The sequence below is a fragment of the Streptomyces sp. 6-11-2 genome, assembly GCF_006540305.1.
GTDB lineage: Bacteria > Actinomycetota > Actinomycetes > Streptomycetales > Streptomycetaceae > Streptomyces.
In genome coordinates, this window is record NZ_BJOR01000001.1 from 1,034,413 (window position 1) to 1,049,457 (window position 15,045).

A 15,045-nucleotide genomic window follows, 5' to 3' on the forward strand; every position below is an offset into this window, starting at 1 on the left:
ATCACTCCCCGCCGCGCAGGATGCTGTTGCCCTCGTGGGTGGCGCCGGTCGCGGCGACGTCGAGGCTCAGCCGGCCGCTGAGACCGTAGAACTCGACGGGGTTGCGCCACAGCACGCGGTCCACCTCGTCCTCGGTGAAGCCCTCGGCGAGCATGAGGTCGGCCACCTTGCGGGTCTTGAGGGGGTCGCTTCTGCCCCAGTCGGCGGCGGAGTTGACCAGGACCCGTTCGGGGCCGTGGGCGCGCAGGATCGCGACCATCCGCTCCTCGTCCATCTTGGTGTCGGGGTAGACGGAGAAGCCGAGCCAGCAGCCGCTGTCCTTGGCCTCCTTGACGGTGGTCTCGTTGAGGTGGTCGACCAGGACGCGGTCCATGGCCAGCGCCGACTCCCGTACGACGTCGAGGGTGCGGCGCAGCCCGGTGAGCTTGTCGCGGTGCGGGGTGTGGACGAGGGCGGGCAGCCCGTGGTCGGCGGCGAGCTGCAACTGGGCGGAGAGGGCCGTGTCCTCTTCGGGGGTCATCGAGTCGTAGCCGATCTCGCCCACGGCGACGACCTGGTCCTTGACGAGGTAGCGGGGCAGTTCGTCGAGGACGGGCAGGCAGCGCGGGTCGTTGGCCTCCTTGGGGTTCAGGGCGATGGTGCAGTGGTGGGCGATGCCGTACTGGGCGGCGCGGAAGGGTTCCCAGCCGATCAGGGAGTCGAAGTAGTCGAGGAAGGAGGCGGCCGAGGTGCGGGGCTGACCGAGCCAGAAGGCCGGTTCCACGACGGCGCGGACGCCGGCGGCGTACATGGCCTCGTAGTCGTCGGTGGTCCTGGACGTCATGTGGATGTGGGGATCGAAGATGCGCATCAGGACTCCTTGCCGTGGGGGTCGACCGGGCCGTGCGGCGCGGTGTCGGGCTCGGACAGGGCCAGGACGCGGTGCAGGTCCTCGGGGACCTGGCGGCCCGCGGCGGTGCGTTCGGCGGCGTAGTCGCCGAGCATGCGGGCGAGTTCGGTGTCGCCGCGGGCGCGGCGGCCCAGGTCCGCGACGCTGTCCACGGGCACGCCGGTGAACAGGCACTTCAGCACGGCGTGGCGCCATGCGTGAGCAGCCAGGTGCCCGGCGGCGTACGGGCCCACGGCGGCGGCGAGCAGCCGGGTGTCGTTGGTGCGCAGCGCGTCCTCGACGAGCGGAAGGGCGTCGGGGCCGGCCACGAGGTGGGGCAGGGCGTGCAGGACGGCGCGGCGTTCGTCGGCGGTGCCCTGGCGGTAGACCCGGGTGAGGGCGTCGAGGTCGGCGCGGGCCGCGTGCAGGATGAGGACGCGGGCGGCGTCGGCGTGGGCGGGGCCGCAGCGGCGGCCCGCCTCGGCCAGGCGCAGCTCCCACACGGAGATCGGCCCGTGGGTGCCGGGGTGGGCGGCGGCCTCGTCGAGCGCCTGGTCGAGCCAGGCCCGTGCGGCCGGTGTGAGGCCGGTGTCCGTACGGGCGCGCAGCTCGTCCGTCGGGGTCGGAGCGGGGGCGGTGCCGGCCGCGGGGGTGCCCGCGGTGCCGGTGCCGTGCGGGTGGGTCATCGGGTGCTCCCTTCTGGGGTGACCGGATGCTCGGGGGCTGGACGCGCGGGGGCGGGAGGCGCGGGGGCCGCGGGAGCCGGGGGCTCGCCCGTGGACGCGGCGGCGGTGGCCGCTCGGCGGAGGAAGGGCAGGGAGAGCTCGGCGTGGTGCGGGCCGGCGTGGGAGTGCCGGGGCAGTTCCACGACGGTCAGGCCCTCATAGCCGGTGGCGGCCAGGGCCGCGAGGACGGGCGGGAAGTCGATCTCGCCGTCCCCGAACGGGAGGTGTTCGTGGACGCCGCGGCGCATGTCCTCGATCTGGACGTGCCGCAGCCAGGGCGCGGCGGCGCGGACGCACTCGGCCGGAGGGAGGGGTTCGAGGCACTGGCAGTGGCCGATGTCGAGGGTGAGGCCCAGGTTCTCCGGGTCGCCGAGGGTGCGGCGCAGGTGGTGGAAGTCGGCGAGGGTGGCGAGGAGGTGGCCGGGTTCGGGCTCCACGGCGAGGGGGACGCCGGCGGCGGTGGCGGCCTCCAGGACGGGGCCCAGGGACTCGGCGAGCCGCTTCCACGCCGTGTCCCGGTCGGTGCCGGGCGGGGTGATGCCGCTGAAGCAGTGCACGGCGTGGGCGCCGAGGTCGGCGGCCACCCGTACGGCCCGCAGCAGCAGGTCGGCGCGGCGGGCGCGGTCCGCCGGGTCCGCGTCCAGGAGGGAGGGGCCGTGCTTGCGCCGCGGGTCGAGCACGTAACGGGCGCCCGTCTCCACCGTCACCCCGAGGCCCAGCGCGTCCAGCCGGTGCGCGACCCGGCGGGTGCGGGCGGCCAGGTCGGGGGCGAGCGGGTCGAGGTGCATGTGGTCGAGGGTCAGTCCCACGCCGTCGTAGCCGAGGTCGGCGAGCAGGCCGAGGGCGTCGTCGAGGCGCAGGTCCGCGAGGCCGTTGGTGCCGTAGCCGAAGCGCGGGGCCGCGGCGGGGTCGGGGCTCATGTCACGCTCACCTTCCTCGCGAACCTTCGGGCCAGCGGGGCCAGGGCGGCCGTGCACAGGGCGGTGAGCGGTGCGCCCGCGCGGGCGGACAGCGCTGCCTGGAGCGGGATCATGGCGCGGATGCCGCCGCCGACGGCCCTCTGGGTGAGCGGGGGCGAGGAGTTGAGGACGGCGTGGGCGAGGGGGCGGGCGACGGTGGCGGCGTAGCCGAGCGCGAGTGCCGCACGGAGCGCATCGACCGGTGCGGGGGTGAGGCCCGGCGGACCGAGGGGGGCTGCTCCACCTCGGTCCGCCGGGAGTCTGAGGGCCACGGCGGGCGGGGTCAGTGCGTACGCGACGCCGGAGGTGACCGCGAGGGCCGCGAGCGGGACGGCGGTGGAGCCGCCCTGGGTCTCGCGGCGCGATACGGCGGTGACGGCCAGGGTGTGGGCGCCGAGGGCGGCGGCGGACGGTACGGCGTCGCGGACCCGGCCGCCGCTCGCGGCGGCGCCGAGCACGAGGTCGAGGCTCCGGGCCGCCGCCATCACCGGCGGTCCCGCCCAGTTCCGCTTCAGACCGAGGTCGTACGCCCAGACCGTGGCGGCGAGCGGTACGGCGACGGTGAGCGCGGGCCGCCCGGCGCGGGCGGCGAGCGCGAGGCCCAGGGCGGTGAGCGCGCCGGCCGCGGCGAGCGCGGCGCCGGGGGCGATCCGCCCGGACGGGAGCGGCCGGTGCGGGCGCTCCACGGCGTCCTCGGCACGGTCCGCCCAGTCGTTGAGCGCCATGCCCGCCTGGTAGAGGCACAGGGACGAGCCGATGGCCAGGAGGGTACGGGTCCCGGGGGCCCGCCCGGCCACCGCGGCCCCGGCGAGGGCGTCGCCGGGGACGGTGAACAGGGCGGGCAGCCGCAGCAGTTCGACCCAGTCGGCGGGGGTGCCGAGGGCTGGGCGGCGGGGTGGGTGCGGGGTGGAGGTGGGCGCGGGGGCCGGGTCCGTGGCGGTGGAGGCGACGGGATCGCCATCCGCCCGCGCCGGCCGGGGACCGCCCTCCGACGGCCCGGCCCCCGCCGGCTGTCCGGCGAAAGCCACGGGCGCGGCGGGGGTTGCCGTGGGGCCCTCCCCCGCCGGGCCGGTCGGATCCGCGGATCCGGCGGGTCTTGCGTCCGACCGCGTCCCCTGCTCCGCCCGCGGCGGTGGTGACGCGTGGTCCTCCTCCCGGCGCGGGCGGCCGCGGGACGCGGATCCGCGCGCTCCGACGACGGCGGCGACGGTCACCGCCAGGGCGATGGCCACCAGACCGTGGCGGGTCGTCACTGGTCCCCCAGCCGTCGGCCGAAGTCCAGGAGCGCCGCGTACTGCTCCCCCAGCGCGGCGGAGGCGCCCGGGTCGGGATCCTTGAAGTAGAAGCCGAGTTCGGGGCGCGGCCCGGTCAGTCCGCGTTCGTGGGCGCGGGCCAGCAGCCGGGCCAGGTCGAGGACCAGGGGCGCGGCGAGCGCCGAGTCGCAGCCCTGCCAGGTGGTCTGGAGGGTCATCCGGGAGCCGAGGAAGCCGTCGAAGGCGATGTGGTCCCAGGCGGTCTTCCAGTCGCCGAGCGCGGGCACGTCGTCGATGTGCACCTCTCCCTGGGGAACCGTGCCCAGGGTGTCGGCGAGGACCCGTTCCTTGCCGGAGTTCTTCGCCGCGGCGGCGGCGGGGTCGGCGAGGGCGGCGCCGTCACCGCCGCCGAGGAGGTTCGTTCCGGACCAGGCCAGCACCCGCAGCGCCCGCTGCGTGAACATCGGGCCGAGCACGGACCGCAGCAGGGTCTGCCCGGTCTTGCCGTCGCGGCCCGCGTACGGCAGGGCGGCCGTCTCGGCCTCGGCGGCGAGCGCGGGGTGGTGCAGCCCGGTCGACGGGGTGAAGTTGACGTACGGGCAGCCCGCCCGCAGGGCCGCTGCCGCGTAGAGCGAGCTGGCGGGCAGGGCGGTGCCCTCGGGGGCCGGTTCGGTGGAGGCGACGTTGACGACGACGGTGCGGGCGAGGTTGTGGCTGCGGGTGAAGTCTCGGATGTCATCGGCGAGGGCGTCGATGAGAACGTCCTCGCTCCGGGTGTCTCCGGGCAGCGGACCGCCTGGCCTGATCTCCCCGTCGGCGGAGGCGAGTTCACTGTGGACCGCGGACGGCAGGCCGTGCGGCAGGACACCGCCGGCGGCAAGGCTCTCGGCCCGTTTGGGCAGCGGGCAGTCCACGGTGTCGTGCCCGCCGAAGACGAGGGAGGACAGGGCGGGCAGGCCGCTCGCGGCGAAGGGCTCCGTCTCGGTGACGAGGCCGGCGGCGGGATGCAGTCCGGCGGCGACGGCGGCGCATCCGGTGATGGCGGTGGTGGCGACGGAGCCTCTCGCGCCGATCAGCCAGACGCCGGTGCGGGAGGGGGAAGCGGAAGGTTCGGCGGACATGGGCAGCCTCCTTGTCGTACGCGAACCGGAAGCCGGACGGGTGGTCGGGCGCCGGGCGGCCTCCGGAATACCGCCGCGGGTACCTGCACCGGGTCTCCGGCCGGGCAAGGTCCCGACCTGAGCCGAAACCAAGCCCGGGACCGGATCCAGGACCTGGTCCCTGGGCCGGAGCCGGGACCGGATCCCGGCCCGGACCCGGAGCCCGGAGCGGACTCGCGGCCGGAATCGGGATCCGGAACCGGAACCGGGATCCGAGACCGGAGTTGGAACAGGGATCCGAGACCGGAGTTGGAGCAGGGGTCCGGCGCCGCCGGCTCCGCCTTCCCGCCCCAGGTCGGGTTTCGGCCTGGGCCGGGGGCGGGGTGCCGGCGAGGGTGGGCCGGGGGTCGTCGCGCCCCCGATCGGGGGCCCGGGCCGGCCCGGTTGGGTCGGGGACGGCGGGCGGGAGTCCGGCGTCTCCCGCCCGCCGCCGTCTCAGGCACCCTCGGCGGGCGGCTCTCCTTGGATCAGGCGGTGCGCGGCTTGCAGTCGGCCTTCTCCTGGCCGGTGACGTACTTCAGCCCACCGAGCAGGTGACTGCGGAAGCCGTCCTCGGCGTAGGACTCCTTCGTGTGGCCGAGGCCGGTGTAGAAGGAGCGCCCGCCCTGGTAGGCCTGGCACCAGGCGATCGGGTGGTCGCCGTTCATCGTGCCGCCCTGGTAGGTGCTCTCGTCCAGGGTGGCCAGGACGCGGGCGTGGTCACGCGGGTTGGAGCGGTAGTTGTACCACTCGTCCGTGCGGTCCCACGCGTCGTCGAGGCCCTTGGTGGCCGGGTGGTCGTGCTCGGGGACCCGGACGGTGGCCTTCTGGATCTGCGGGTGCGAGTCGAAGTACGCGCCGACCAGGCCGCCGTAGAACGGCCACTCGTACTCGGTGTCGGCGGCCGCGTGGATGCCCATGTAACCGCCGCCGCCGGCGATGTACTTCTCGAACGCCTGCTTCTGGTCGGCGTTCAGGACGGTGCCGGTGGTGGAGAGGAAGACGACGGCGTCGTAGCGGGCGAGGTTGGCGGTGGTGAACTGCTTGGCCTCCTCGGTGGAGTCGACGGTGATGCCGCTCGGCCCGCCGAGGTCCTTCAGGGCCTGGACGCCGGTCTCGATGGAGTCGTGGCGGAAGCCGGCCGTCTTGGAGAAGACGAGGACCCGCTTGGCGTTCTTCGCCGGCTTCTTGTCCGAGATCATGAAGTCGTCGACGTCGTAGAGCGCTCCGTCACCGCCCTTGAAGACCAGGTACAGCTCGGTGGTCTTCTTCGGCAGCTTGCTGAGCGGGATGTCGATGTTCTGGAAGGTCTCCCAGCCGCCGGTCACCGGGACGACCCCGGAGCCGTGCAGGGTGCCGTTCGGCCCTCCGGTGCGAACCTCCAGGTACCCGCCGGCGCCGCCGGAGGAGACCCGGGCGGTGAGCGTCTGGGCGCCTTCGAGGTTGTACGGCTTGAACGAGATCCAGTCACCGTTGTCGATGTCGCCGACGGTCTTGCCGCCGTGCGCCTCGGTCTTGTCGTAGGTGCGGATGCCGCTCTGGGCGTTGAAGTGCTCGGCCTGCCGGTGGCGGGGCTGGAGCACGATCCGGGCGTGGGTGGTCAGTGCTTCCTGGCCACCACCGCCGTTGTCGGTGTACTCGGCGTCGAGGACCCCGAAGATGTTGGCGTTGGGGTCGTGCTCGCCGTCGGCCGGCACGGCGAGGGTGCCCTCGCAGCCGTTGGCCGAGGTGATCGGGTGACCGTGGCTGTCGTGGCCGAGGATGTAGCGGACGGTGACCTTGGAGCAGTCGATCTTCTTGTCCTCGGCGTCGGTGACCTTCACCTTGAACGGGATGGTGTCACCGAACTCGAACAGGGCGCCGTCCGCCGGGTTCTGGAAGGTGACGATGGGCGCGGTGTTGCCGACGACCACATGGACGTTGGCGGTGGCGGTGTAGCCGCTCGGGTCCGTCACGGTGACGGTGGCGGTGTACGTGCCGTTGGCGCGGTAGGTGTGCTGCGGCTTCGCGCCGGTGCCGGTGGTGCCGTCACCGAAGTCCCAGCTGTAGGTGAGCGCGTCACCGTCGGCATCCTCGCCGGTCGCGGAGAAGGACACCTTCAGGGGCGCCTTGCCGGAGGTCTTGTCCGACGTGGCGGTCACGGTCGGCGCGTGGCCGTTGGTGACGTTCTCGATGCGGTAGAGCGCGGAGTTCTCGTCGCCGCCGAACCAGGACAGGCCGTAGTCCAGGACGTAGAGGGCGCCGTCCGGGCCGAAGGCCATGTCCATCACCTGGGTGCCGGACCAGGGGAAGGGGTTGATGGACTTGACGGTGCCGTCGTCGTCCTGCTCGATCCGCTTGATCCACCGGCGGCCGAACTCACCGGCGAAGAAGTCCCCGTCGTAGGCCTCGGGGAACTTCGCGGCGGAGTTCAGGTCGGGGTCGTAGCGGTAGACCGGGCCGCCCATCGGGGACTCGGAGCCGGTGCCGAACTCGGGAATGGAGCCGCCGTCGTAGTCGATCCAGGCCGGCTGGGCCGGCGGGAGGTCGACCAGGCCTGTGTTGTTCGGCGAGGTGTTCTTCGGCGCCGAGCAGTCGAAGGCCGCGCCGGACTGCTTGGTGGCGAAGTCGTACTTGATGTACGCCTCGTTCTTGCCGACGCAGTAGGGCCAGCCGTAGTTGCCGGGCTTGGTCACGCGGTTGAACTCGACCATGCCGGCGGGGCCGCGGTTGGCGTTGGCGGAGCCGGCGTCCGGGCCGTACTCGCCGATGTAGATGGCGCCGGTGGGCTTGTCGATGCTGAACCGGAACGGGTTGCGGAAGCCCATCGCGTAGATCTCGGGACGGGTCTTCGGGGTTCCCGGGGCGAAGAGGTTGCCCTCGGGGATGTCGTAGGAGCCGTCCGGCTTGACCTTGATCCGCAGGATCTTGCCCCGCAGGTCGTTGGTGTTGCCCGAGGTGCGCTGGGCGTCGAACGCCGGGTTCCGGGTCGACCGCTCGTCGATCGGGGTGTAGCCGTCGGAGGCGAACGGGTTGGAGTCGTCGCCGGTCGAAAGGTAGAGGTTGCCGTCCTTGTCGAAGTCGATGTCGCCGCCGACGTGGCAGCACATGCCGCGGGACGTCTTGACCTCGAGGACGTTCTTCTCGCTGGCCGTGTCGAGGGTGCCGTCCTGCTTCAGGACGAAGCGGGAGAGCCGGTTGACGCCGTCGAAGGGGGCGAAGTCGGCGGCGGTGCCGTTCTCGGGGGCGTCGCCGGCCGGGGTGTTCAGCGGCGGCGCGTAGTAGAGGTAGACGAAGCGGTTCTCGGCGAAGTCGGGGTCGATCCCGATGCCCTGGAGCCCTTCCTCGTCGTGGTCGTAGACGGCCAGCTTGCCCGCGACGGACGTGGTGCCCTGCGCGTCGGTCAGGCGCAGGGTGCCGTCGCGGGAGGTGTGCAGCACGCTGCGGTCCGGGAGGACGGCCAGCGACATCGGCTCGCCGACCTCGGGGGCGCCCTTGGCGAGAGTGATCTGCTGGAAGTCCTCGGCGGCCGCGGCGGCCGGCTTGGCGGCGCCGGGGTCGGAGGCGCTCGCCGGCGGCGCGGCGAGCGCGAGCGAGCTGCCCGCGAGGAGTGAACCGGTAAGAAGCGCGAGTGCCTTGTGGAATCTGGGACGTTTCCTGTGCACGAAGATCCCTCCGGGAGGGTGGGGGTCGTACGGGGCGGTTGCGATGTGCCGGGGCGCGCCGTCACCCCGGAGATGTGCGTGACCTGTACAACTCCGGGACCGTAGCTGGCTTTGTCGGAGTCGGATAGCCCTTGCACAACAGAGAAGTTGAACTTTTTCCAGCGTGAGGACAAAGCGGTTTCCGGGCATGCCGAACCGACGGGTGGCGCCCCGCGCCACCCCCGAGGGGGCGCGGGGAACTGCGCGACCAGCCACAACGGACCCGCAGCCGCCGACGGACAAAGCCCGAAACAGCGCTCCGCTCCGCCGGCCGGCGGAGCTAATCGCTGCCGAAAGCCGCGTCGAACGACGCGCTCGGCGGGTCGAAGTCGAACTCCCTGAGCCTCCGCAGCGCCTCGGGGGCGCCCTGGAGCCGGTCCATGCCGGCGTCCTCCCACTCCACCGAGACGGGGCCGGTGTAGTCGATGGACCGGAGCATGCGGAAGACGTCCTCCCACGGGACGTCACCGTGCCCGGCGGAGACGAAGTCCCAGCCGCGCCGGGGATCGCCCCACGGCAGGTGCGAGCCGAGGCGGCCGTTGCGCCCGTCGAGGCGCTTGCGGGCCTCCTTGCAGTCCACGTGGTAGATCCGGTCCCGGAAGTCGTACAGGAAGCCGACCGGGTCGAGGTCCTGCCAGACGAAGTGGCTCGGGTCGAAGTTCAGCCCGAACGCGGGCCGGTTGTCCACCGCGTCCAGGGCCTGCCGGGTGGTCCAGTAGTCGTACGCGATCTCGCCGGGGTGCACCTCGTGCGCGAAGCGGACGCCCTCGGCGTCGAACACGTCGAGGATCGGGTTCCACCGGTCGGCGAAGTCCTGGTAGCCGCGTTCGATCATGCCCGGCGGCACCGGCGGGAACATCGCGACCAGGTGCCAGATCGAGGAGCCGGTGAACCCGATGACGGTGTCGACGCCGAACGCCGCCGCCGCCCGCGCCGTGTCCTTGAGCTCGGCGGCGGCCCGCTGCCGTACGCCCTCGGGCTCCCCGTCGCCCCAGATCCGGGCCGGCAGGATGCCGCGGTGGCGCTCGTCGATCGGGTGGTCGCAGACCCCCTGGCCGACCAAGTGGTTGGAGATGGCCCAGCACTTGAGGCCGTACTTGTCGAGCAGCGCGCGCCGCCCGTCGAGGTAGGCCGGGTCGGCCAGCGCCTTGTCGACTTCGAAATGGTCTCCCCAGCAGGCCAGTTCGAGTCCGTCGTAGCCGAAGTCGCGGGCCAGCCGGCAGACCTCCTCCAGCGGGAGGTCGGCCCACTGGCCGGTGAACAGGGTGAACGAGCGTGACATGACCGGGCCTCCCTAGACCGGGACGGGCGTGTAGAGGGAATTCTTCGCCGCGCTCTCCTCGACGGCGGCCAGGACCCGCTGGACCTGGAGCCCGTCGGCGAAGGACGGTTCGGGCGCGGTGCCCGCGGCGATCGCGAGCACCAGGTCGCGGGCCTGGTGGACGAAGCTGTGCTCGTAGCCGAGTCCGTGGCCCGGCGGCCACCAGGCCTCGAGGTAGGGGTGGTCGGGTTCGGTGACGAGGATTCGCCGGAAGCCGGCGCTGACCCCGGGTTCGGTGTGGTCGTGGTACGAGAGCTCGTTGAGCCGTTCCAGGTCGAACGCGAGCGAGCCCTGGGCCCCGTTGAGTTCGATGCGCAGCGCGTTCTTGCGGCCGGAGGCGAACCGGGTCGCCTCGAAGGAGGCGAGCGCGCCCGAGCCGAACCGGGCGGTGAACAGGGCCGCGTCGTCGACGGTGACCTCCCCCCGGCCGCTGCCGCCGATGCCGCTGAGCCCGGCCGCCGCCCCGGCCGGCAGCGGACGCTCCCGGACGAAGGTCTCGGTGACCGCGGACACCCCCGTGATCGGCTCGCCCGCGAGGTACTGGGCGAGGTCGACGATGTGGGCGCCCAGGTCGCCGAGGGCACCGGAGCCCGCCGAGTCCTTGCGCAGCCGCCAGGTCAGCGGGAACTCCGGGTCGACGAGCCAGTCCTGGAGGTAACTGACCCGTACGTGCCGCAGGGTGCCGAGGCGGCCCTCGGCGACCATGCGGCGGGCCAGGGCGGTCGCGGGCAGCCGCCGGTAGTTGAAGCCGACCATGGCGACCTGACCGCGGGCCCGCGCCCGCTCGGCCGCCTCGGTCATCTCCCGTGCCTCCTCGACCGAGTTGGCGAGGGGCTTCTCGCAGAGCACGTGCTTGCCCGCCTCCAGGGCGGCCACGGCGATCTCCGCGTGGCTGTCGCCCGGGGTGCAGATGTCGACGATGTCGACGTCGTCGCGGGCGATCAGAGCGCGCCAGTCGGTCTCGGCGTCGGCCCAGCCGAGCCGGGCGGCCGCGCCTCGCACGGCCGCCCCGTCACGTCCGGCGACGACGGCCAGTACGGGCCGGTGCGGCAGGTCGAAGACGCGGCCCACGGTGCGCCATCCCTGGGAGTGGGCGGCGCCCATGAAGGCGTAGCCGACCATGCCGACACGCAGCGGAGGCTTTCCGGCCGCGGGCTCGCTCTCGGCCTGCTCCGACTGTCCCTTCAGGCCCATACCGATAACTCCTTCTCGTAAACGTTCGCAGCGGCGTTCCCGACGCCGTGATTGCGATGTGGGGGGTTGGCAGCGCCCATCACTTGAAGCCGGTGGGCATGTACTGGTCGACGTTGGTCTTGTCGACCACGGCCGAGTACAACGTGATGGACGCCGGGATCTCGAACTCCGCCATGCCGGACACGCCCTTGCCCTGGCCCAGCGCCCGGGCCAGGTCGATCGCGGACGCGGCCATGGTGGGCGGGTACAGCACGGTGGCCTTCAGAACGCCCTTGTCCTGCTTGATCTCTTCGAACGCGGAGAGCGCGCCGGCGCCGCCGACCATGAGGAACTCGTCGCGCCCGGCCTGCTCGATGGCGCGCAGCGCGCCGACGCCCTGGTCGTCGTCGTGGTTCCACAGCGCGTCGATCTGCTTCTGCGCCTGGAGGAGCTGGGCCATCTTCGACTGGCCGGACTCGACGGTGAACTCGGCGGCCTGGCGGGCCACCTTGGTGATGTTGGAGTAGTTCTTCAGCGCGTCGTCGAAGCCCTGGGTGCGCTGCTTGGTCAGCTCCAGGTTGTCGAGGCCGGCGAGTTCGACGACCTTCGCGTTCGACTTGCCCTTGAGCTTCTCGCCGATGTACTGCCCGGCGTTGAAGCCCATCCCGTAGTTGTCGCCGCCGATCCAGCAGCGGTACGCCTGCGGGGAGTTGAAGACCCGGTCGAGGTTGACGACGGGGATGCCCGCGCGCATCGCCTTCAGACCGACCTGGGTGAGTGCCTTGCCGTCGGCGGGCAGGATCACCAGGACGTCGACCTTCTTGTTGATGAGGGTCTCGATCTGCCCGATCTGCGCGGCCGTGTCGTTGGAGCCCTCGGTGATCTCCAGGGTGACGTCGGAGTACGTCTTGGCGCGGCTCTTGGCGTTCTCGTTGATCGCGTTGAGCCAGCCGTGGTCGGCCTGCGGGCCGGCGAAGCCGATGGTGACGGCCTTGCCGGGCGTGTTGTCGGCGGCGGGCTTGTCGTTCGCCGCGGGCTTGTCGTTCTTGGGCTCGTTGCTGGTGCAGGCGGCGAGGAAGGCGGTGGCGCCGACGGCGGCGCCGCCGAAGAGCAGACCTCTGCGGCTCGGTATCTGAGGCATGGCGATGGCCTTTCCGTTGAGGGCCGTACGGAGCGGGCGGTTCGGCTGGGCTACGTGGTGGAGGCGGTGCGCCGCTGCACGAGGACGGCGGCGACGATGATGGCGCCCTTGGCGATCTGCTGGACGTCGCTCTGGAGGTTGTTCAGGGCGAAGATGTTGCTGATCGTGATGAAGATGAGGACGCCGAGGACGGAGCCGACGATGGTGCCCCGGCCGCCGCTCAGCAGGGTCCCGCCGATGATCGCGGCGGCGATGGCGTCGAGTTCGTACAGGTTGCCGTTGGTGTTCTGGCCGGAGCCGGCCAGGACGATCAGCAGGAAGGCCGCGATGCCGCAGCACAGTCCGGACAGCAGGTAGAGGTAGAGGCGCTGGCGGCGGACGTCGATGCCCGCCAGGCGGGCCGCCTCCGCGTTGCCGCCGACGGCGACGGTGCGCCGCCCGAACGTGGTGCGGTTCAGCACGAGCCAGCCGATGACGGTGACGGCGGCAAAGACGAGGACCAGCGGCGGCACGCCGAGGACGTAGGAGTCGCGTTCGCCGAGGCTCAGGATGCCGTCGATGGTGACGATCTGGGTCTTGCCACCGGTGATCTGCAGGGCGAGTCCGCGCGCGGAGGCGAGCATGGCGAGGGTGGCGATGAAAGGGACCATGCCGCCGTACGCGATGAGGACGCCGTTGACGAGTCCGCAGCCGACGCCGACGAGCACCGCCGTGAACAGCACGCCCACGAAGCCGTACTCCTGGGTGGCGACGGTGGTGGCCCACACGGAGGCGAGGCCGACGATCGCGCCGACGGACAGGTCGATGCCGCCGCTCATGATGACGAAGGTCATCCCGACGGTGACGACGCCGATGATGGACGCCTGGGTGAGCACCAGTTGCAGGTTGCGGGTGTCCAGGAACTGGTCGGGTTTGGTGATGCCGCCGATGAGGACGAGGACGGCGAGCACGCCGAGCAGCGACAGGGTGCGCACGTCGGCGCGCGCCCACAGGACGCGCAGCGGGCCGGCGCCGCCGGCCGGGGCGTCCGCGCGGGCGGTGGGGGGCGGCCCGGCGTCGGGTCCGCCCTGCTGGGCCGGGGTGGCGGGCTGCGTCATGACGTCGCGCTCCCTTCCTCGGTTACGGACTGCGTGGACACGGGGCTTCCTTCCATGACCAGGTCGAGTACGCGGTGTTCGTCCAGTTCCCGGGCGGGTGCCGTGTGGACGACGCGCCCTTCGCGGAGCACCAGGACGCGGTCGGCGAGGCCGAGCACCTCGGGCACCTCGCTGGAGACCAGGAGGACGGCCAGGCCCTCGTCGGCGAGGCGGCGCACCACCGCGTACAGCTCGGCGCGGGCGCCGACGTCGACGCCGCGGGTGGGTTCGTCGAGGAGCAGGACGCGGCAGCCGCGCAGCAGCCAGCGGGCGAGGACCGCCTTCTGCTGGTTGCCGCCGGAGAGGGTGCGCACCGGGGCGTCGGGGTTGTCGGGGCGCAGGGAGAGTTCGCGGGTGGCCTGCCGGGCCGCGTTCCGTTCGGCGCGCCGGTCGAGCCAGCCGCCGCGGGCGAAGCGCGACAGCGTGGAGACGCTGACGTTGCGGGTGACGGACTCCAGCATCAGCAGGGCCTGGGCCTTGCGTTCCTCGGGGGCGAGCCCGAGTCCGGCGCGGACGGCGGAGCGCACGCTGCCGGGACGCAGCGGTGTGCCGTCGACGAGGACGCGGCCCGCGCTGGGCCTGCGGGCGCCGTAGATGGTCTCCAGGATCTCGGAGCGGCCGGAGCCGACGAGTCCGGCGAGGCCGACGATCTCGCCGGGCCGCAGTTCGAGGTCGAGGGGGGCGAACTCACCGTCACGGGCGAGACCTTCGACGGTGAGGACGGGCGCGGGGTACTCGGTGGAGTACGCGGGACGCGGCGGGAAGACGTACTCGACGTTGCGGCCCGTCATCAGGGAGACGATCTCGCGTGTCGGGGTGGATTCGGCGGGCAGGCCGCCGGCGACGGCGCGGCCGTCCTTGAGGACGGTGACCCGGTCGCCGATGCGGCGGATCTCCTCCAGGCGGTGGGAGATGTAGACGACGGCGACGCCGTCGGCGGTGAGGTCGCCGACGATGCGGAAGAGGTTGTCGACCTCGTCCGGGTCGAGGGCGGCGGACGGTTCGTCCATCACGATGAGCCGGACGTCGTGGGAGAGGGCCCGGGCCATGGAGACGACCTGCTGCTGGGCCGCGGAGAGGTCGCCGACGAGCCGGGCCGGGTCGATCTCGGGGTGGCCGAGCCGCTTGAGGAGGCCGGCGGTGGCGGAGCGGGCCTCGCGGCCGCGGACGACGAAGCCGGCGGTGACGGGTTCGTGGCCGAGGAAGACGTTCTCGGCCACGGACAGGTGTCCCACCAGGTCGAGTTCCTGGTAGATGGTGGCGATGCCCAGGCTCATGGCCGCGATCGGGGACTTCAGGGTGATGGGCTCGCCCCGCCAGGTGATCTTCCCGTCGTCGGGCTGGTGGGCCCCGGCGAGGACCTTGATGAGGGTGGACTTCCCGGCGCCGTTCTGGCCGAGCAGGCAGTGGACCTCTCCGGCCAGGACCTCCAGGTCGACTCCGTCCAGGGCACGGACTCCGGGGAACGACTTGGTGATGCCGGACATGCTGAGCAGGGGTGGTTCTGGGGCCATGGTGGTTCCCCTCGGCGGATACGGCCGGTCTCAGGGCAGGGCTGACGTACGCGGGGCGTACCGGTGCCGGTGCGCGGTACGCGGCGTGTGCTGGGGTGTCGGGGTACGGGGAGGTGCGGGTACTCGGGTGTGC

11 protein-coding genes are annotated in these 15,045 nt (G+C 72.6%); all 11 read right to left on the reverse strand.

Annotated elements, in window-relative coordinates:
- Window position 1: 1 nt before the first annotated feature.
- Complete coding sequence (locus TNCT6_RS04110) at window positions 2-850, reverse strand: TatD family hydrolase (protein ID WP_141356643.1); 849 nt, start codon at window positions 848-850, stop codon at window positions 2-4.
- Window positions 850-1,554 (reverse strand): EboA domain-containing protein, encoded by a 705-nt coding sequence (locus tag TNCT6_RS04115; protein ID WP_141356645.1) that lies wholly within the window; start codon window positions 1,552-1,554, stop codon window positions 850-852. The genes TNCT6_RS04110 and TNCT6_RS04115 overlap by 1 nt, the downstream gene beginning before the upstream one ends.
- A complete protein-coding gene (locus TNCT6_RS04120) occupies window positions 1,551-2,513 on the reverse strand; it encodes a sugar phosphate isomerase/epimerase (protein ID WP_141356647.1) in 963 nt (320 codons plus the stop codon). The genes TNCT6_RS04115 and TNCT6_RS04120 overlap by 4 nt, the downstream gene beginning before the upstream one ends.
- The gene (locus TNCT6_RS04125) at window positions 2,510-3,580 is read right to left on the reverse strand and encodes an SCO3242 family prenyltransferase (protein WP_373996234.1); all 1,071 of its coding nucleotides are present in this window, start codon (window positions 3,578-3,580) and stop codon (window positions 2,510-2,512) included. Before TNCT6_RS04125 ends, TNCT6_RS04120 begins: the two co-directional genes overlap by 4 nt.
- Window positions 3,581-3,801: 221 nt before the next feature.
- A complete protein-coding gene (locus TNCT6_RS04130) occupies window positions 3,802-4,926 on the reverse strand; it encodes an inositol-3-phosphate synthase (protein ID WP_141356649.1) in 1,125 nt (374 codons plus the stop codon).
- 506 nt (window positions 4,927-5,432) lie between these two features.
- On the reverse strand, window positions 5,433-8,588 hold the full coding sequence (locus TNCT6_RS04135; RefSeq protein WP_172632800.1) for a ThuA domain-containing protein: 3,156 nt from the start codon (window positions 8,586-8,588) through the stop codon (window positions 5,433-5,435).
- Window positions 8,589-8,907: 319 nt separating this feature from the next.
- Window positions 8,908-9,909, reverse strand: coding sequence for a sugar phosphate isomerase/epimerase (locus TNCT6_RS04140; protein WP_141356653.1), 1,002 nt, complete (start codon window positions 9,907-9,909; stop codon window positions 8,908-8,910).
- Between the two features lie 12 nt (window positions 9,910-9,921).
- Window positions 9,922-11,142 carry a Gfo/Idh/MocA family protein gene (locus TNCT6_RS04145; protein WP_141356655.1) on the reverse strand — a complete coding sequence of 407 codons (1,221 nt, stop codon included), beginning with the start codon at window positions 11,140-11,142 and terminating at the stop codon, window positions 9,922-9,924.
- 79 nt (window positions 11,143-11,221) lie between these two features.
- Window positions 11,222-12,262 (reverse strand): substrate-binding domain-containing protein, encoded by a 1,041-nt coding sequence (locus TNCT6_RS04150; RefSeq protein WP_141356657.1) that lies wholly within the window; start codon window positions 12,260-12,262, stop codon window positions 11,222-11,224.
- 50 nt (window positions 12,263-12,312) lie between these two features.
- On the reverse strand, window positions 12,313-13,359 hold the full coding sequence (locus TNCT6_RS04155) for an ABC transporter permease (protein ID WP_141356659.1): 1,047 nt from the start codon (window positions 13,357-13,359) through the stop codon (window positions 12,313-12,315).
- Window positions 13,356-14,912 carry a sugar ABC transporter ATP-binding protein gene (locus TNCT6_RS04160; protein WP_141356661.1) on the reverse strand — a complete coding sequence of 519 codons (1,557 nt, stop codon included), beginning with the start codon at window positions 14,910-14,912 and terminating at the stop codon, window positions 13,356-13,358. The genes TNCT6_RS04155 and TNCT6_RS04160 overlap by 4 nt, the downstream gene beginning before the upstream one ends.
- Window positions 14,913-15,045 lie beyond the last annotated feature (133 nt).

Bases quoted from the DNA above. Each gene is read 5' to 3' on its own strand.
- TNCT6_RS04120 (WP_141356647.1), bottom strand. From the start codon at position 2,513: ATGAGCCCCGACCCCGCCGCGGCCCCGCGCTTCGGCTACGGCACCAAC.
- TNCT6_RS04150 (WP_141356657.1), bottom strand. From the start codon at position 12,262: ATGCCTCAGATACCGAGCCGCAGAGGTCTGCTCTTCGGCGGCGCCGCC.
- TNCT6_RS04140 (WP_141356653.1), bottom strand. From the start codon at position 9,909: ATGTCACGCTCGTTCACCCTGTTCACCGGCCAGTGGGCCGACCTCCCG.
- TNCT6_RS04145 (WP_141356655.1), bottom strand. From the start codon at position 11,142: ATGGGCCTGAAGGGACAGTCGGAGCAGGCCGAGAGCGAGCCCGCGGCC.
- TNCT6_RS04155 (WP_141356659.1), bottom strand. From the start codon at position 13,359: ATGACGCAGCCCGCCACCCCGGCCCAGCAGGGCGGACCCGACGCCGGG.
- TNCT6_RS04110 (WP_141356643.1), bottom strand. From the start codon at position 850: ATGCGCATCTTCGATCCCCACATCCACATGACGTCCAGGACCACCGAC.
- TNCT6_RS04130 (WP_141356649.1), bottom strand. From the start codon at position 4,926: ATGTCCGCCGAACCTTCCGCTTCCCCCTCCCGCACCGGCGTCTGGCTG.
- TNCT6_RS04115 (WP_141356645.1), bottom strand. From the start codon at position 1,554: ATGACCCACCCGCACGGCACCGGCACCGCGGGCACCCCCGCGGCCGGC.
- TNCT6_RS04160 (WP_141356661.1), bottom strand. From the start codon at position 14,912: ATGGCCCCAGAACCACCCCTGCTCAGCATGTCCGGCATCACCAAGTCG.